This is a genomic window from Streptomyces sp. NPDC058284, from assembly GCF_042881135.1.
Classification (GTDB): domain Bacteria; phylum Actinomycetota; class Actinomycetes; order Streptomycetales; family Streptomycetaceae; genus Streptomyces.
Map to the genome: position 1 here is coordinate 687,466 of NZ_JBHVYE010000001.1, position 16,474 is coordinate 703,939.

At 71.8% G+C, this 16,474-nt stretch carries 15 protein-coding genes and 1 pseudogene; 9 read left to right on the forward strand and 7 right to left on the reverse strand.

The genetic code is table 11. The features are described from left to right. Positions 1-97: 97 nt before the first annotated feature. The 4 genes from ACFVYR_RS02640 to ACFVYR_RS02655 form a co-directional block, all read right to left on the reverse strand. Positions 98-1,279, reverse strand: a complete 1,182-nt coding sequence (locus ACFVYR_RS02640) for an ROK family protein (RefSeq protein ID WP_384247799.1) — start codon at positions 1,277-1,279, stop codon at positions 98-100. Positions 1,280-1,503: 224 nt separating this feature from the next. Continuing rightward, positions 1,504-2,181, reverse strand: coding sequence for a GntR family transcriptional regulator (locus ACFVYR_RS02645; protein WP_384247800.1), 678 nt, complete (start codon positions 2,179-2,181; stop codon positions 1,504-1,506). An 83-nt stretch (positions 2,182-2,264) separates the two neighbouring features. Then, positions 2,265-3,212 (reverse strand): beta-ketoacyl-ACP synthase III, encoded by a 948-nt coding sequence (locus tag ACFVYR_RS02650; protein ID WP_384247802.1) that lies wholly within the window; start codon positions 3,210-3,212, stop codon positions 2,265-2,267. Between the two features lie 248 nt (positions 3,213-3,460). Further along, complete coding sequence (locus tag ACFVYR_RS02655) at positions 3,461-3,868, reverse strand: hypothetical protein (RefSeq protein WP_384247803.1); 408 nt, start codon at positions 3,866-3,868, stop codon at positions 3,461-3,463. A 182-nt stretch (positions 3,869-4,050) separates the two neighbouring features. On the opposite strand from ACFVYR_RS02655, the pseudogene ACFVYR_RS02660 reads away from it, so the two are divergent. After that, positions 4,051-4,191, forward strand: a pseudogene (locus ACFVYR_RS02660) (Fe-S-binding domain-containing protein); the annotation flags it as partial. A gap of 7 nt (positions 4,192-4,198) precedes the next feature. Next, complete coding sequence (gene fdhD, locus ACFVYR_RS02665) at positions 4,199-5,047, forward strand: formate dehydrogenase accessory sulfurtransferase FdhD (protein WP_384247804.1); 849 nt, start codon at positions 4,199-4,201, stop codon at positions 5,045-5,047. A 39-nt stretch (positions 5,048-5,086) separates the two neighbouring features. Here fdhD and ACFVYR_RS02670 read toward each other — a convergent pair whose 3' ends face one another. Further along, positions 5,087-5,539 (reverse strand): MarR family winged helix-turn-helix transcriptional regulator, encoded by a 453-nt coding sequence (locus tag ACFVYR_RS02670; protein ID WP_384247806.1) that lies wholly within the window; start codon positions 5,537-5,539, stop codon positions 5,087-5,089. A 101-nt stretch (positions 5,540-5,640) separates the two neighbouring features. On the opposite strand from ACFVYR_RS02670, the gene ACFVYR_RS02675 reads away from it, so the two are divergent. The 3 genes from ACFVYR_RS02675 to ACFVYR_RS02685 all read left to right on the forward strand — a co-directional run bounded on the left by ACFVYR_RS02675 (position 5,641) and on the right by ACFVYR_RS02685 (position 9,933). Beyond that, complete coding sequence (locus tag ACFVYR_RS02675; RefSeq protein ID WP_384247807.1) at positions 5,641-6,564, forward strand: zinc-binding alcohol dehydrogenase family protein; 924 nt, start codon at positions 5,641-5,643, stop codon at positions 6,562-6,564. A 203-nt stretch (positions 6,565-6,767) separates the two neighbouring features. Next, positions 6,768-8,666 (forward strand): exo-alpha-sialidase, encoded by a 1,899-nt coding sequence (locus tag ACFVYR_RS02680; protein ID WP_384247809.1) that lies wholly within the window; start codon positions 6,768-6,770, stop codon positions 8,664-8,666. Positions 8,667-8,676: 10 nt separating this feature from the next. Then, positions 8,677-9,933 carry a DUF4185 domain-containing protein gene (locus tag ACFVYR_RS02685; protein WP_384247810.1) on the forward strand — a complete coding sequence of 419 codons (1,257 nt, stop codon included), beginning with the start codon at positions 8,677-8,679 and terminating at the stop codon, positions 9,931-9,933. On the opposite strand, the gene ACFVYR_RS02690 is transcribed toward ACFVYR_RS02685, so the two are convergent. Further along, on the reverse strand, positions 9,869-10,909 hold the full coding sequence (locus ACFVYR_RS02690) for a bile acid:sodium symporter family protein (RefSeq protein ID WP_384247812.1): 1,041 nt from the start codon (positions 10,907-10,909) through the stop codon (positions 9,869-9,871). The two genes, ACFVYR_RS02685 and ACFVYR_RS02690, sit on opposite strands and share 65 nt — an antisense overlap. Positions 10,910-11,080: 171 nt before the next feature. On the opposite strand from ACFVYR_RS02690, the gene ACFVYR_RS02695 reads away from it, so the two are divergent. Next, positions 11,081-11,965 (forward strand): LysR substrate-binding domain-containing protein, encoded by an 885-nt coding sequence (locus tag ACFVYR_RS02695; RefSeq protein WP_384248023.1) that lies wholly within the window; start codon positions 11,081-11,083, stop codon positions 11,963-11,965. On the opposite strand, the gene ACFVYR_RS02700 is transcribed toward ACFVYR_RS02695, so the two are convergent. Then, on the reverse strand, positions 11,940-12,947 hold the full coding sequence (locus tag ACFVYR_RS02700; RefSeq protein WP_384247813.1) for an Lrp/AsnC family transcriptional regulator: 1,008 nt from the start codon (positions 12,945-12,947) through the stop codon (positions 11,940-11,942). The genes ACFVYR_RS02695 and ACFVYR_RS02700 overlap by 26 nt on opposite strands. 127 nt (positions 12,948-13,074) lie before the next feature. Between ACFVYR_RS02700 and ACFVYR_RS02705 the strand changes: the two genes are divergently transcribed. From ACFVYR_RS02705 to ACFVYR_RS02715, 3 genes are all read left to right on the forward strand, one after another. Next, the gene (locus tag ACFVYR_RS02705; protein WP_384247815.1) at positions 13,075-14,604 is read left to right on the forward strand and encodes an MFS transporter; all 1,530 of its coding nucleotides are present in this window, start codon (positions 13,075-13,077) and stop codon (positions 14,602-14,604) included. Between the two features lie 203 nt (positions 14,605-14,807). After that, the gene (locus ACFVYR_RS02710; protein WP_384247817.1) at positions 14,808-15,668 is read left to right on the forward strand and encodes a choice-of-anchor K domain-containing protein; all 861 of its coding nucleotides are present in this window, start codon (positions 14,808-14,810) and stop codon (positions 15,666-15,668) included. A gap of 59 nt (positions 15,669-15,727) precedes the next feature. Next, positions 15,728-16,402: a hypothetical protein gene (locus tag ACFVYR_RS02715; RefSeq protein ID WP_384247819.1), complete on the forward strand. Its 675-nt coding sequence runs from the start codon at positions 15,728-15,730 to the stop codon at positions 16,400-16,402. The last annotated feature ends 72 nt before the right edge of the window (positions 16,403-16,474 follow it).

A 16,474-nucleotide genomic window follows, 5' to 3' on the forward strand; every position in this document is an offset into this window, starting at 1 on the left:
GGCAGGACGGGATGTGCGCGCTGTACTGGGCGTGCTGATCTATGTGTCGCTACGTTCCGTACGGACCGGTCGTAGGCGGGCGTCGGCGGGCGTCGGCTCAGGCCGGTGAGAACAGGTGGTCGCTGATGAGCCGCGCGCCTCCGATGACCCCGGCGGTGGGGCCCAACTCGCCGAGGACGATGGGGAGGTTGCCGGTCGCCAGGGGCAGCGACTGGCGGTAGACCTGGGTGCGGATCGCGGCGAGCAGGGTGTGGCCGAGGCCGGTCACACCGCCGCCGATCACCACGAGACCGGGGTTGAAGAAGCTCACGAGGCCCGCGATGACCTGGCCGGTGCGGTTGCCGCCGTCGCGGATGAGGTCGAGCGCCGTGGCGTCACCCGCCGCCGCGGCCGCCGCGACGTCGACGGCGCTGAGCCGCCCCGCCTCGTCGAGCCGCGTGGCGAGCTCCGCCGAACGCCCCTCCCTGGCCGCCGCCTCGGCGTCGCGGGCGAGCGCCGCGCCGCTGAAGTAGGCCTCCAGGCAGCCCCTGTTGCCGCAGGCGCAGGGGCGTCCGTCCGGTTCGGAGCGGATGTGGCCGATGTCGCCTGCGCTGCCCGTCGCACCGCGGTGGACCTCACCGCCGACGACGATGCCGCAGCCGATGCCCGTGCCGATCTTGACGCAGAGGAAGTCACCCACGGAGCGTGCGACGCCCGCGTGCTGCTCCCCCATCGCCATGAGGTTCACGTCGTTGTCGACCATGACGGGGCAGCCGAGGTCCTGGCTGAGGGCCTCCCGGACGGGGAACCCGTCCCAGCCCGGCATGATCGGCGGCGCGACCGGCACGCCCTCGGGGAAGCGGACGGGCCCGGGGACGCCGATGCCGGCGCCGTCCAACCCTTCCGCGAGCCCGGAGGCCTTCAGTTTGGCCGCCATGGCGAGGACCTGCTCGAAGACCGCGACCGGGCCCTCGCGCACGTCCATGGGCTGGTTGATGTGGCCGAGTACCTCCAGCTCGGCGTTGGTCACCGCGACGTCGACCGAGGTCGCGCCGATGTCCACGCCGAGGAAGCGGAGGGCCGGGGCCAGGCGGATGTTGTGGGAGCGACGGCCGCCGCGCGAGGCGGCGAGTCCGTCGGCGACCACGAGGCCGGTCTCCAGGAGCCGGTCGACCTCGACGGCCAGTTTGGACCGCGAGAGGTCGACCTGATCACCCAGCTGGGCACGGGAGTTGGGTCCTCCGTCGCGCAACAGCCGCAACAGCCGCGCCTGGTGCGCATTGGCGGGTCGAGCCGTCATACGTCTCACGCGCCCCTCCCCGCCTCATCGGGCTTCCCATGCCGTTGCCCTCGGGCCGACGCGCCGTCGCCGCGGCCACCGTCGCCTTCGGGCTCCCTTCAAGCTTTCGAGGGGAACGTAGCAGCGCCTGCCGGGACTGGGAAGAAGTTGCGCACGAATTACCCATGACTTTCTCCAGTCACAGGACAAAGGCCTGACGGGCGCGAAGACCGGACGACCGGCTCTCAGCCCTGTTCGCGCTGGTGGTACGTCCGGCGGGTGTGCTCGGTGTGGGCCCGCATGATGTCCGTGGCGCGCTGTTCGTCGCGCTCGGCGATCGCCGCGATCAGTTCGCGGTGCTCCAGCCAGGACTGGCTGCCGCGCTGCCGGGCCACGGGCGTGTAGTACCAGCGGACCCTGCGGTCCACCTGGGCCGCGAGCTCGGCGAGGACCACGTTGCCCGCCAGCTCCATCACCTTGGCGTGGAAGGCGGCGTTGAGGGCGACCACCTGGTCCACGTCGCCGTCGGCCACGGCCTGTTCGCCCTTGGTGCAGAGCTCGTCGAGCGCCGTGATGCCGGCGACGCCGGCGTTCGCGGCGGCGAGCCGGGCCGCCTCGGCCTCCAACAGGGTGCGGACCGTGAGGAGTTGGTCCGCCTCCTGCTCGGTGGGCTCGTGCACGAACGCGCCCTGGGCGGGCCGCAGATCGACCCAGCCCTCGGTGTTCAGCCGTTGCAACGCCTCGCGCACCGGCTGCCGCGAGACTCCCAGGTGCCCGGCAAGCTCACTCTCGACCAGGTGCTGACCGGGCCGCAGCGAACGGGTCGTGATCAGTTCGAGCAGCGCGTCGTAGACCCGCTCCCTCAGCGGCCCCGGCCGTTCGAGTCGGGGCACCGCCCCCTGCGGCAGTCCTGTGGACAACATCGCGGCCCCCTCCTCGACGATTGCCTTTTGTCTACAGTCTACGAGCCTCTGGAGCCGCGCCGCCTTCACAGGCAGCGGTTCCCTTACGGGCAGCGCACGACCTGTCCCGCGTACGACAGGTTGCCGCCGAAGCCGAACAGCAGGACCGGGTCCCCGGAGGCGAGCTCGCCGCGCTCCACCAGCTTGGACAGCGCCATGGGGATGCTCCCCGCCGAGGTGTTCCCCGAGTCGATGACATCGCGCGCGACGACGGCGTTCACGGCGCCGATGCGCTCGGCGAGCGGCTCGATGATCCGCAGGTTGGCCTGGTGCAGGACGAGTCCGGCGAGATCGGCGGGGGTCAGCCCGGCGCGTTCGCAGGCCGCGCGGGCGAGCGGGGGCAGCTGCGTCGTCGCCCAGCGGTAGACGCTCTGGCCCTCCTGGGCGAAGCGCGGCGGCGTGCCCTCGATGCGGACGGCGTTGCCCATCTCGGGCACCGAGCCCCACAGCACGGGACCGATGCCGGGCTCCTCGTCGGGGCCGCACGCCTCGACGACGACCGCGCCCGCGCCGTCGCCGGTCAGCACGCAGGTGGTGCGGTCCGTCCAGTCGGTGACCTCGGTCATCTTGTCCGCGCCGATGACCAGGGCACGGCTCGCGCCGCCGGCCCGTACGGTGTGGTCGGCGGTGGCGAGGGCGTGCGTGAAGCCCGCGCACACGACGTTGAGGTCCATCACGCACGGCCCGGGGATGCCGAGCCGGGCCGCGACCCGTGCGGCCATGTTCGGCGAGCGGTCGATGGCCGTGGAGGTCGCGACCAGGACCAGGTCGATCGCGTCGGGGGTCAGACCGGCGGCCGCGAGGGCCTTGCCGCCGGCGTGCGCGGCCAGCTCGTCGACCGGCTCCTCCGGGCCCGCGATATGGCGGGTGCGGATGCCCACCCGGGAGCGGATCCACTCGTCGCTCGTGTCGACCAGGCCCGCCAGGTCCTCGTTGGTGAGGACCTTCGCGGGTTGGTAGTGGCCGACAGCGGCGATGCGCGAGCCGTGCATGTACGGGTCCCCCTTGTTGCCGGAGATGCGGGACCCTCCAGTCTGGTCAGCGACTCACGAGTAACGGTGCACGTGATGCGACAGGAAAGGAGCACAGGGTTTGGATGCTTCTCATGATGTGGTCACCCTCTGAAGAGTTGCGTGACCGCGTGTACGAGTTCGTACCGTCCGTACCCCAGTGGCAGCCCCACCCAGCGCCGGGTCGTGGTCATCGGCGGCGCCGAGCACGCGGCGCCTGCTCACATCGTTCATGAGGTGTCCTCCTCCTTGGTACGGCGATGGATGACGGCTAGTCGTACGGAGTACGCGAGGCAGAGTGCGGCCAGGACGGGGAGGACGATCAGGGTGGGGTTCACCCAGGCCGGAACCAGGTCGTAGTCCGCGTTGCACTTTTCGTGCAGCGGGTACCACCGCCCGAATTCGCGGAAGTGCGCACTGCGATACGCCGAGTCGTAGGCCTGGCCCGCGCGGTGGCATTCCTCTCCGGTGTCCAGCCCGCCGGCCAAAGCGCCGATGAGGTAGGTGATCCCGGTCCCCAGCAGGAGGATCACGGCGTTCACGGCGAACCAGAGGGGACTGCGGCGCCATACCCCGGCAAACACTGGGTAACACCAGAGCCCGATGAGGACAGCTACGAGGATCAAGAGGATGCTCATGGAGTAACCCTGCCCGTCCTTCCTGCCCCACCTGGCCTCCGCCGCCCGCTTCGCGGCGGCAGCCCTGCTGTTCTCCAGGGCTGTGAGGGCGAGTTGGCGGCCCGTGAATCCCTGGGAGAACGGTACGCGCGCGGGCTCCTCGGCTACGACGTCCTCGGCCCGGAGTTCGACATGCGCGCCGCGGAGTCGGCTGCAACCTGACCCTGCACGTGCAGGACAATGAGATCGTGTAGGTCACCTCGCCGCACGCCAACCCGGTGACCCACGGCAACCTCTGCGTCAAGGGCCGCTTCGGCTACCAGCACATACAGAACCGGGACTGATCACGACATGGGACGAGTCACTGAGCGACGCAAGGTGATACGGATCCGGGACGGGCACGTCTCGGAGCGGCCCGACACCCTGGTCGCCGAGGAACCCCTGGAGATCCGCCTCAACGGCAGGCCGCTCGCCATCACCATGCGCACCCCCGGCGACGACTTCGCGCTCGCTGCGGGGTTCCTGGTGAGCGAGGGCGTGCTCGGGTCCGCCGACGAGCTGGGGTCCATCGTCTACTGCGCCGGTGCGACGGCGGACGGCTCGAACACGTACAACGTCGTCGACGTGCAGACCGCCCCCGGCGTCGTGATCCCCGACATCACGCTCGAACGCAACGTCTACACCACCTCCTCCTGCGGCCTGTGCGGCAAGGCGAGCCTGGACGCGGTCCGCACCACGGCGCGCTTCCCGATCGCCGACGCTCCCCCGGTCCGGCTCGGGACCGAGCTGCTCGCGGCCCTCCCCGACCGGCTGCGCGCCTCGCAGCGGGTCTTCGACAGGACCGGGGGCCTGCACGCCGCGGCGCTCTTCGACGAGGACGGCGTACTGCTCGACCTGCGCGAGGACGTGGGACGGCACAACGCCGTCGACAAGCTCGTCGGGCGGGCCCTCCAGGACGGACGGCTCCCGCTCTCGCGGGCGGTCCTGCTCGTCTCGGGCCGCGCCTCCTTCGAGCTCGCCCAGAAGGCCGTGATGGCGGGCATTCCGGTGCTTGCCGCGGTCTCCGCGCCGTCCTCGCTCGCCGTCGACCTGGCCGCGGAGACGGGACTCACGCTGATCGGTTTCCTGCGCGGCTCCTCCATGAACGTGTACGCGGGCGAGCACCGCGTCGCCCTGCGGGCCACGGCCGGCCAGGGCTGACCCGGGCCGCCCGCCGCACGGCGGCGGCGGGCCCACTGCCTAATCCCGCGAGGCCTCGACGCCGGAGATCCGGCCCAGCATGTCCAGGAACCGTTCACGCTCGGCGGGCGTCAACGGCGCGAGGAGTTCGGCGTTGGCGTGCGCGGCCGCTTCGGCGCACCGTTCGACGGCGCGCCTGCCGTCCGCCGTGATGGTGATCGCGTTCTTGCGGCGGTCCCTGGGGTCCGGTGCGCGCTCGACGAGCCCGTCGGCCTGCAGGTCGTTCAGGACGCCGACCATGTCCTTGGGGTCGAGCGAGACGCTGCGGCCGAGCTCCGCCTGGGCGAGTGGGCCGAGATCGGCGACGGCGGACAACACCACGTGGTGCCACATCTTCAGCCCCTCACGGGCCAGCGCGTCGGCGACAAGACCGCGCCCGCGGGCCGCGGCGCGACCGAGCAGCCAGCTGGGGAGGGTGCGGATCGTGCGGGGGGCGGGCGGTGTCGTGGCCATGGGAGAACCCTAGCCGCAGATCGACGTAATCGTTGGACTTCCCCATGACTTTGGGCTTACCGTTGGGCCTCCCAACGATCCTTCTTGGCGGAGGTGTACGGATGCGTCGTGTCCGGTACGAGCGCAGCGGCGGCCCCGAGGGCCTGTTCCTGGAGGACGTGCCCCTTCCCGAGCCGGGACCCGGCGAGCTCCTCGTGCGGGTCGAGGCGGTAGGGGTGACGCTGCCCGTCGTCCGCAAGGTCCGCGAGGAGCGTGACCCGATCCCCCTCGGCGGCGAGGTCGCCGGTGAGGTCGTCGCGCTCGGCGAGGGTGTGAGCGGCCACGCGCCGGGCGACCGCGTCACCGGTCTCGTCTTCGGGCACGGCTACGCCGATTACGCGCTGCTCCAGGCCGCGATGGCCTCCCCGGTCCCGGACGGCGCGAGCGCCGTCGACGCGGTCGCGCTGGTCCGCTCCGGGCTCGTCGCGTACGGCGCCCTCGAAGCGGCCCGCCCCGCGCCCGGCGAGTCCGCGCTGGTCACGGCGGCGGCGAGCGGTGTCGGACACCTCGCCCTGCAACTGGCCCGGCTGAAGGGCGCCGGGCGCGTCGTGGCCGCCGTGTCCGACCCGGGCAAGGCGGACTTCCTGCGCGAACTCGGCGCCGACGAGGTCATCACGTACGACCGGCCTCAGTGGGGCGAGCCGGTCGACTACGTCCTGGACGCGGTCGGCGGTGAACTGCTCACGCCCGCCGTCAGGTCCCTGGCCCCGCACGGTCGGCTGGTGGCCTACAGCTCCGGCGGCGGCACCGTGGCGGCGTACGACCTGCTCGTGGGCGCCAAGTCCGTCATCGGATTCCAGATGGGGCTCATCGCGCGCGGGCAGCCCACGCTGTACGAGGCGTGGCGGCGCGAGCTGTGGCGGCTGCACTCCGGTGGCGACCTGCGGGCCGCCGTGCACGGCGAGTACGCGTTGGAGGACGCGGCAGGGGCACATGCGGTGATCGAGGCGCGAAGGAACCGGGGCAAGGTCGTCCTGATCCCCTGACGCGTGCTCCTTGTGAGGTAATGACACCCCCACGTAGCGTCTGTGACACGCACATGGGACGTGGGATGTCAGGATGTCCGAACCTCGCTGTCAGGATGTCCGCACATCATTCCCATGTCTGCCGCCCCGGGCCCGGCCCGGGGCGCTTCGCACCGATCCGTCATCGCCATGAGTCGCCGTCGCCCCGAAAGGCGGACCGCACCATGCCATCGAGTCTCCGTGCACGCCTCAGACCGTTCCGCGCCGCGGCCGCCGTCCTGACCGCGGTCGCCGTCGGCGCCCTGCTGCCCGTGCCCTCTGCGCAGGCGTTACGCGCGGCACCGGCAGAGACACCGCCGTTTGAACAGCAGGTGCTGTTCAAGGCCTCCCAGGACCCCGGGTACGCCTGCTTCCGCATCCCCGCCGTGGTGCGGACGGTCAAGGGCACGCTCCTCGCCTTCGCGGAGGGGCGGGTGAACGACTGCGGCGACGCGGGCGACATAGACCTGGTGCTCAAACGGTCGCACGACGGCGGCCGGACGTGGGGGCCGCTCCAGGTCATCAGCGAGGGGGCGGGTGACACCCACGGCAATCCGGCGCCGGTCGTGGACCGCAGGAGCGGCCGGATCCTGCTGGCCGAGACGTACAACACCGGCCGCACGGACGGCAAGAACTGCGACGTGCCGTGCGACCGGACCCCGCACCTGCAGTACAGCGACGACGACGGCAGCAGCTGGTCGGCGCCGCGCGACCTGAGCGACCAGATCCTGCCGGAGGACTGGAACTCCTGGTACGCGACCGGCCCCGTGCACGGCATCCAGCTGACCCGCGGCCGGCACGCCGGGCGGCTCGTCCTCACCGCCAACACCGAGACGTGGGACGGCGGCCGGGTCACCGCCAACCACGCCGCCCTCATCGTCAGCGACGACGGCGGCGACCACTGGAAGATCGGCGCCACCGACTCGTACCCCATACCGCCCGAGGGCACGTTCCGCCAGAAGCCGTCCGAGATGACGATCACGGAGCGGCCCGACGGGGCGGTCTACGTCAGCGGCCGCGAGCAGGACGGCACGGATCTGGGGCACCGCACCCACACGGTCAGCCGCGACGGCGGCGACTCCTTCGTCGCGCCCTTCCGGGCGATCCCCGACCTCTACACGCCCCAAGTACAGGGCTCCACGCTGCGGTTCGGCGGGCGCATGCTGCTCGCCTGCCCCGCCGACCCGGACCGCCGCCGCACCATGCAGATCCGCTCCTCCTACGACGGCGGCCGCACCTGGGACAGCGTCGACCGCGGCACGACGGTGACCGCGGACTGGTCGGGCTACTCCGACATGGTGCGGGCCGACGGCGAGCACGTGGGGCTGCTGTACGAGGGCGGGGCGGTCGACGCCCGCGACGAGATCCGGTTCGCCCGCTTCACCGAGGAGTGGCTGAAGCCGCGCCGCGGCCCGGACCCGACCACCCGCGACCGCGCGCCGGGCGCCCGCCCCGCGGCGGTGCTCGGCGGGGCGGACACGACCGAGGGGCGCTTCGGCCGGGCCATCGCCTTCGACGGCACCGACGACGCCGTACGCCTCCCGTTCCGCCAGCAACTCCCGCTGTACACACGGGATTTCACCGCATCACTGTGGTTCCGGTACTCCGCGACGACCGGTGAGCAGCCCCTGCTGTGGATGGGCGGCATCGGCACCAACCAGCCGCAGGTGTGGCTGCGCGGCGAACCGGCGAGCAACCGCGTCACCGGCCTGATCACCACACGGGACGGCGCCACGCCCCCGAAGTCGGCGTCCGTGCGCACATCGAGCGCGTACAACGACGGCGAGTGGCACCACATCGCGCTGCGCCGCGGCGCGGGAAGCCTGACGCTGTTCCTCGACGGCGCCCAGGTCGGTGCCGTCGCCGACGTGCCGGGCTCGGTCAGCCGCAACTCGCCCTTCGGCGTGCACGTCGGGCAGCGCCTGGACAGCCGGGCCCACTTCACCGGCGCCATCGACGAAGTGGCGGTGTACAAGCGGGCGTTGGAGGACTCGGAGATCGAGTCCCTGGGCACGGGTGATGCTCCTGTGACACGGGACACCGTCGTCCGGCTCCCCATGGACCACGTGCGCGACAGCAACTAACGTCCCGGGCGTGTCCGCCCGCGAACGTACCGCGACGGGGCCGCGCAGGATCTTGCTGGTCCTGCTGCTGGCCCTGGCCTGCGCGGCCGTGCTGCTCATCGCCCTCCCGGACGACGACCGGGAGGGCGGTGCGGCGTGCGGGCCCCGCACCGTCGCCTCCTGGGCGGCCGACGACGGGACCACCGCGGAGTTCGCGCGCTACGGCGACGACCCGACCCACGCCGACGACTGGACCGGCGGGGACGGCACCCATTCGGTGCGGCTTCCGGACGGGCGGCTGCTTTGGCTGTTCTCCGACACCTTCCTCGGCCAGGTCCACGCGCCCCCGAACCCGGTGGGCCAGCCACACACCTGGCGCGACGCGAACACGCCGATGGTCCGCAACTCGGCGGTGGTGATGTCCCGTTCGGGCACCCTGCAACGCACCCTCGCCGCGCCGCTCTTCCCCGACCCGGCGCCCCAGCAGTGGCGCTGGCCGGTGGCGGCCCACGTGGAGCCCCGCTCGCCCGGCTCCGACGAGCGCGTCGTACACGTCCTGCTGTGGAACCGCATGGCGAGCCAGGGCGGCCCGTGGATCTACGGCGTCCCCCTCGCCACCGAGGTCGCCACGCTCTCGCTGCCCGGCCTGCGCGTCGAGTCCATCGTGAAGGTCTCCGACCAGCAGGCGGTCGCCGATCCCGAGAAGCGGGTCCTGTACGGCACGACGACGGTCGACGACGACGGCTGGACGTACGTCTTCGGCGGCACCGACGCCCAGGCGAACGCGCGCCCCTCCTCCCACGCCTACGTCGCCCGGGTCCCGCACGGCAGGCTCGCCGAGGCCGCGGCGTGGGAGTACTGGGACGGCGAGGAGTGGGGGCCCGGTGTCACGCCCCGGCCGGTGCTCGGCGACGGCGGGCGCAAGGGGGTGGGCAGCGCGTTCACCGTGGTGCGGGACGAGGGGACGTACGTACTGTTCACCATGGCCGCCGGCACCGAGGGCATGACCACCGTCAACTCGTACTGGTCCTGCTCCCCCACCGGCCCCTGGCACGGCCCCGCCAAGGGCTTCGACGCGCCCCTGCCCAGGGACGGCGCGCCGCGGCAGGACACCGCGGCCTACAACCCGCAGGCGCACCCGGCGCTCGGCGGCGGGGGCCGCCTCGTGCTCAGCTACGACGTGAACTGGCTGGACCCGACGCCCGCGAACGCGCAGGCCAACATCAGCCGGAACGTGTCCCTGTACCGACCGCGGTTCGTGTCCCTGCGACTCTCGGCGCCAGGCTGACGGGCTCCTCCGGGTCCCGCGAGCGCCGCTTGGCGATGACCGCGCAGACCATCAGCTGCATCTGGTGGAAGAGCATCAGCGGCAGCACGGCGAGGGAGGCGTCCGCCCCGAACAGGACGCTCGCCATGGGCAGCCCGGCGGCCAGGGACTTCTTCGACCCCGCGAACTGGATCGCGATGCGGTCGGCCCGGCCGAACCCGAACCGTTTCGCGCCGTACCAGGTCAGCGCCAGCATGGCCGCGAGCAGCACCGCCTCGACACCGAGCAGCGCGAGCAGCCGCACGGGGTGCACCTGGCCCCAGATGCCCTGCACCATGCCCTCGCTGAACGCGGTGTAGACGACGAGCAGGATCGAGCTGCGGTCGACGTAGCCGAGGATCTTCTTGTGCCGGGTGATGAACCCGCCCACCCAGCGGCGCAGGAACTGCCCGGCGAGGAACGGCACGAGCAGTTGCAGCACGATTCTGAGGAGCGAGTCGCCGGAGAAGCCGCCCCCGTCCCCGCCGAGCAGCGCGGCCGCGAGCAGCGGCGTGAGCAGGATGCCGGCGAGCGAGGAGAAGGAGCCCGCGCAGATCGCCGCGGGGACGTTGCCGCGGGCCATCGACGTGAAGGCGATGGACGACTGGATCGTGGAGGGCACCAAGGTGAGGAAGAGGAAGCCGCTGTAGAGCGCGGGCGTGAGCACGTACGGGACGAGCCCCTTCGCCGCGAGCCCGAGCAGCGGGAAGACGACGAACGTGCAGGCCAGGACGGTGACGTGGAGCCGCCAGTGCTTGAGTCCCTCGAGCGCCTCGCGGGTGGAGAGGCGGGCCCCGTAGAGGAAGAAGAGCAGGGAGACGGCGGCCGTGGAGGCGCCGGACGCGACATCGGCTGCGGCGTCGCGGGCGGGCAGCAGGGCCGCGAGCCCCACGGTCGCGAGCAACGCCACGATGTACGGGTCGACCGGCATCCAGGACGGCCACTTCAGGCGTTTCACGGTGCTCCATGCTCTCGGTACGGGGCGGTGCCCCCGTTCGGTGCCGGACGGTGCCCCGCCGGGCGCGGGGCGTGCCCTCTCCATGATCCTCCCGAAACGGGTGAACGGGAATCCCGTACACCGCTCTGACTGCCATCACGTTCCGCGATGAGCGACGCTACGGTGGTCCGCATGTACGACCCCACGCAGCTCCGTACGTTCCTCGCGGTCGCCCAGACGCTCGGTTTCACGCGGGCCGCCCGCCGGCTGAACCTGCGCCAGTCGACCGTCAGCCAGCACGTGCGCCGCCTGGAGGACGCCACCGGGCGGCAGCTGTTCACGCGCGACACCCACCGTGTGGAACTCACCGAGGACGGCGAGGCCATGCTCGGCTTCGCCCGCAGGATCCTCGCGGCGCACGAGCAGGCGGCGGCGTTCTTCACCGGTACGCGCCTCGGCGGGCGGCTGCGCTTCGGGGCGTCGGAGGACTTCGTCCTGACGCGGCTCACCGACATCCTGGAGTCGTTCCGGCACGACCACCCCGACGTCGACCTGGAGCTGACGGTCGAGCTGTCCGGCACGCTGCACGAGCAGTTGGACGCGGGCAAGCTCGACCTGGTGCTCGCCAAGCGGCGCCCGGAGGACCCGCGCGGCGAGCTGGTGTGGCAGGACGACCTGGTCTGGATCGGCGCCGAGCGGCTCCGCCTCGACCCGGAGCGCCCGGTACCGCTGATCGTCTACCCCCCGCCGGGCATCACCCGGGCCCTCGCCTTCGAGGCGCTTGAGCGGCGGGGCCGCGCCTGGCGCGTGGCCTGCACGAGCGGCAGCCTCAACGGCCTGGTGGCGGCGGCCCGCGCGGGCCTCGGCGTGATGGCGCACTCGCGGGGCCTCATCCCGCCGGGGCTCGTCCGCGTCCCGGACCGGGCGGGCCTGCCGGAACTCGGCCCGGTCGACTTCGTCCTGCTGCACGGCGAGCGGCGCGCGCCGGCCCAGGAGGCCGCGGACGCCCTGGCGGGAGCGATCCTGGCGGGCGGGACCTTCGACACGGGCCTCAGCGCAGTGGCCGCGGGTAGGTGAGTTCCTTGAAGCGGCGCAGGTAGGGCGCCGACTCGACGTGCCGTACGCCGTCGAGCGCGCCGAGCTTTCCGCTGAGGTAGGCGTAGAGCTCCGCGGTGTCGCGGGTCACCGCGCTCGCCATCAGGTTGGCGGGGCCGGTGATCGCGGAGGCGTGGGCGATCTCGGGGTGTCCGGCCATCGCGCGGCCCACCGCGTCGAGCGCCCCGGGGTCGACGGTGATCCAGAGCATCGCGGCCGTCGTGAAGCCGACGCGGGCGGTGTCGTACTCGGTGTCGAGGTAGAGCCCGCCCGAGCCGAGCAGCGCGGCGATGCGCCGCTTCACGGAGGACTCGGAGCGGCCCGTGAGCCGCCGCAGTTCCGGGTAGGTGGCGCGGCCGTCCTCCTTGAGGGCGGCGGCCAGGGGCTCGTCCTCGGGGGTGATGCGGGCCGGTCCGGGGGCGGCCGGGGGCAGGAGGGGACGCAGCGCGGCGACCTGCTCGTCACCGAGCGGACGGTGCTTGCCGATCCAGCCGGTCCGGCCGCCGTAGAAGCGGTGGATCAGCTGGTGCGCGGTGATCTCGATGAGCTTGCGGCTGCGCAGCAGCTTGCCGAAGACGAGGTCGTCGTGGTCGCCCGGGGTGCGGGGCAGTGTCACGCAGGCGACTTCGGTGCCCGCCGACATGAGGTGGACCCAGGCCGTGTCGGGGCGGCGGGCCAGGGCGGCCGCGATGGCCTCGGCGCCGTCGGGGGTGCAGCGCAGCCGCAGCATCCACTCGTCCCTGCCGAGCCGTTGCGTGTCGCGGACGGCGATCACGCGCAACCCCGCTTCGGCGCGCAGCCTGCGGTAGCGGCGGGCGACGGTCTGGTCGGAGACGCCGAGGACGGCGGCGATACGGCTGAAGGAGGCCCTGCCGTCGACTTCCAGCGCGTGCAGCAGTTGCAGATCCAGCTGATCGAACTGACGGAACGCCCCGGGCGCCGTGCCGGAGGCATCGGATTCCACCACTGTCTCCTCATCTGATGTCGGATTGCATCGGTCTGCCGTCCCGCGACACCGGGATCGTCCGCCGGAGGGCTCATCGTACGAGGACAGACGCATCCGTCGTACGACGAGTCGGAGGAACAGGGAAATGCGTAGATGGGGGCCGCTCACGGCGGTGTCTCTGGGAACGTTCATGCTGCTGCTGGACGTGACGATCGTGATCGTGGCGCTGCCCGACATGACGCGGGCGCTGGACGCCTCGCTGAGCGATCTGCAATGGGTCATCGACGGCTACGCGCTCGCGCTGGCCGCGCTGCTCCTCGGTATCGGCGCCGCGGCCGACGTGCTCGGCAGGCGGCGGATCAATGTGGGCGGCACCGCGCTGTTCGCGCTCGCCTCGCTGGGCTGCGGGCTCGCCTCGGACGCGGACCTGCTGGTGGCGGGCCGCGCCGTGCAGGGCCTCGGCGCCGCCGCGATGCTCGCGACGACGCTGCCGCTGCTCGGCGCCGCCTATCAGGGGCGGGAGCGGTCGGCGGCGCTCGGGGTGTGGGGCGCGGTGAGCGGGGCGTCCGCCGCGCTCGGGCCGATCGTGGGCGGACTCCTCACGGAGGGGCCCGGCTGGCGCTGGATCTTCTTCGTCAACCTGCCCGTGAGCGTGGCGTCGATCTGGCTGACGCTGCGCGTGGTGCCGGAGTCGAAGGGTCCGGCCGGCCGGCGGGTCGACTGGGCGGGCACGGCGACGTTCGCGTCCTTCGCGGGCGCGGGGACGTACGGGGTGCTGCGGGGCGGCGCGGAGGGCTGGACCTCGACGGCCGCCGGTACGTCCTTCGCCCTCTCCGCGCTCGCGCTGCTCTGCTTCGTCCTCGTCGAGCGGCGCGTCGCACAGCCGCTCCTCGACCTGCGGCTGCTGCGCAAGCCCGCCTTCACCGGGGTGCTGATCGGCGCCGTCGGCTACAACGCGGCGGCCTTCGGCGTCATCCCGTACCTCTCCATCTGGCTGCAGACGGTGCTCGGCATGAGCCCGCTGCACGGCAGTCTGGTGCTGCTTCCGCTCGGTGCGACGTCGTTCGCGGTGGCGCTGGTCGCCGGGCGGCTCCTGCACGGGGCGGCGCCACGGCTCGTCATCGGTGGCGGGCTGCTGCTGATCGGTGCGGGCGGTCTGTGCCTTGCGGTGCTCGACGCCGGGTCGTCGTGGGAAGCGCTCGTGCCGGGCCTCGTGCTGGGGGGCTTCGGCTCCGGTCTGGTCTCGCCGGGTCTCGCGGGGGCGGCGCTCGCCGCGGTGCCGCCCGCGGAGGCCGGGATGGCGGGCGGTGCGGTCAACACGTTCCGCCAGCTCGGGTACGCGGTCGGGGTCGCCCTGTTCGGGACGGTTCTCACCACCCGTATGGAGGACTCGCTCGGCCACGAGGCGGCGCACACCGTCGCGGGCGGCGGCGCGTCGGCCCTGCACGGGACGGTGCCGGAGCACGCGGTGCGGGCGGCCTTCGCGTCGGGCCTGAACGGGGCGTCGCTGGCGGCGGGCGCGGCGGGGCTGGTCGCGGGGGTCCTGGTGCTCGTGATGGTGCGGGGGCCTCGGCGGCGGGCGGGGGTGGTGGCTTCGGGCGCCTCGGGCGGTTCGAGCGCTGCGTCGTCGGCTGCGGGCGCGTCGGTCGGGGCGGCGGCGCCGTCGGAGCGGTGATCCGGCGGGGCGGTCCCGGGGCATCCGGCAGGGTGCCCCGGGACGCCCGCGGTTCCGCTCGTCCGCGCGAATTATCGGCCATTCACGGAGCGAGAGCACAGCGCCCCCGCATTCACCTTCCGGGTATATCGGTGCGGCGCTATCGTCACCTTCCCGGCCGATCGGCCGCGGGGAGGGATCAACCGGGCAGAGGAGATCTGCGCATGTCGAAGGTCGACACGTCGGGTACCTGGACCGCGATCAGCATCAACCCGCCCAACCTGGAAGGCTTGAGCTCCGACAACGTCAAGTGGGGAATTCCCGCGGGCGGCGGAAAGAGCGGCTATCTGTTCGCGGGCGGAACGGTCGAGGTGCTCCTCGACGGCACGGAGTTCACACTGGGGACGTTCACCCACCAGAACTTCCCGATCCAGGGAATGCCGCAGAACCAGTTCGAGGTCGACCTCGCGGCGCGCGTCGTATTCGAGGACCAGGTCCCGCACGACTTCAGCTTCCGTTTCCAGCACAACGAGACACCCAACGTAGGCCCGAACCCCGAGGACATCGTCGAGCTGCCCACCAGGGTGTCGCCGGAGACGGTGGTGATCGACAACACCGAGTACGCGGTGGTCATCACGGGGTTCAAGCAGGGCGGTCAGATCGTCACCCGGTTCATCAGCCCGGAGAACAGCGCCAACAGCGCCGACCTCGTCGCGGTCCTGGCCCGCACCGGTCTCCCGGACGTCCACATCACCACCGTGCGGTTCAAGGGCGACGTCAAGCGCACCCAGGCCGACGAGTTCGTCGAGGTCGTCAACCGCGGCACCGCGCCCGCCGATGTCTCCGGATGGGTCCTCGGCGCGGACGACGCGGGGCAGAACTTCACCTTCCCGCCGGGCACGGTGCTGCTGCCGGGCGCGCGCATCCGCATCTACACCAACCAGGTCCACCCGGAGTGGGGCGGTCACACCTACGGCAGCGGCCGCCCGATCTGGAACGACCGGGGTGACGCCGCCAGACTCCGCGACACCGACGGCAACCTGATCTCCGAGTACGCGTACGGATCGGCCGCGACCACTCCTTGAGAGACGTCGAGGATGAGCACGGTTCGCCCAGTGGGGTCATCGAGATGGGAGGTACGCGAATGTCCGGATCCTCCGACGGCAGGTCGCCGAAGGCCGTTGAAAGACAGAAGATCGCGTGGGTCGAGCAGGGGCTTTCCAAGCCTGACAGGGAAGCCACGAAGCGGATTCCGCGCTTCGTCTCCCGCGGGGAATGGGGAGCCGAGAAAGCTGCTCGGGAAAGCTACGAGTTCTTTCCGCAGAATGGCGGGATCACCGTCCATCACGAGGGTGGCGGCCACAAGATGCGGGGGCACCACTCGCTGTTCAATTGGCCAAGCGCCCCGAATCTGCCGGACAACTGCTACACGCAGGTGCTGCAGATTCAGCACCAGCACATGCATCCGCTTCCCTGGATAGGCGGTGACCGCTATTGGGACATCGCCTACAACTACCTCGTGTGCCATCACGGTTACACGTTCGTGGGCAGGGGCATCGGCGTCCAGCCCGGCGCCAACGGCACGCACTGGGCGAACGTGAACCTCTACGCCGTCTGCGGCCTCCTCGGCGCCGACGACGAACCGACGCGCGAGATGCTCGACGAGATCAAGGCCGTGTGCGACTGGGTCCGTGACAACGACGACGCAGGCGCGAATCTGCCCGGCCGCACGGTCGTCGGCCACAAGGACATCATCCCCGGCAAGACCGACTGCCCCGGCAACCTCTACCAGTACGTCAAGGACGGGCGCTTCGAGTGAGGAAGGGCGACATCTGTGTGCCGCGTACAGATTCGGTGGAGATTACGCCACCGAAACTTACTCCTCCGTAAG

Excerpts from the sequence above, each read along its gene's own strand:
- ACFVYR_RS02640 (WP_384247799.1), bottom strand. The coding sequence starts at position 1,279 with ATGACGGCTCGACCCGCCAATGCGCACCAGGCGCGGCTGTTGCGGCTG.
- ACFVYR_RS02645 (WP_384247800.1), bottom strand. The coding sequence starts at position 2,181 with ATGTTGTCCACAGGACTGCCGCAGGGGGCGGTGCCCCGACTCGAACGG.
- ACFVYR_RS02650 (WP_384247802.1), bottom strand. The coding sequence starts at position 3,212 with ATGCACGGCTCGCGCATCGCCGCTGTCGGCCACTACCAACCCGCGAAG.
- ACFVYR_RS02655 (WP_384247803.1), bottom strand. The coding sequence starts at position 3,868 with ATGAGCATCCTCTTGATCCTCGTAGCTGTCCTCATCGGGCTCTGGTGT.
- fdhD (WP_384247804.1), top strand. The coding sequence starts at position 4,199 with ATGGGACGAGTCACTGAGCGACGCAAGGTGATACGGATCCGGGACGGG.
- ACFVYR_RS02670 (WP_384247806.1), bottom strand. The coding sequence starts at position 5,539 with ATGGCCACGACACCGCCCGCCCCCCGCACGATCCGCACCCTCCCCAGC.
- ACFVYR_RS02675 (WP_384247807.1), top strand. The coding sequence starts at position 5,641 with ATGCGTCGTGTCCGGTACGAGCGCAGCGGCGGCCCCGAGGGCCTGTTC.
- ACFVYR_RS02680 (WP_384247809.1), top strand. The coding sequence starts at position 6,768 with ATGCCATCGAGTCTCCGTGCACGCCTCAGACCGTTCCGCGCCGCGGCC.
- ACFVYR_RS02695 (WP_384248023.1), top strand. The coding sequence starts at position 11,081 with ATGTACGACCCCACGCAGCTCCGTACGTTCCTCGCGGTCGCCCAGACG.
- ACFVYR_RS02705 (WP_384247815.1), top strand. The coding sequence starts at position 13,075 with ATGCGTAGATGGGGGCCGCTCACGGCGGTGTCTCTGGGAACGTTCATG.
- ACFVYR_RS02710 (WP_384247817.1), top strand. The coding sequence starts at position 14,808 with ATGTCGAAGGTCGACACGTCGGGTACCTGGACCGCGATCAGCATCAAC.
- ACFVYR_RS02715 (WP_384247819.1), top strand. The coding sequence starts at position 15,728 with ATGTCCGGATCCTCCGACGGCAGGTCGCCGAAGGCCGTTGAAAGACAG.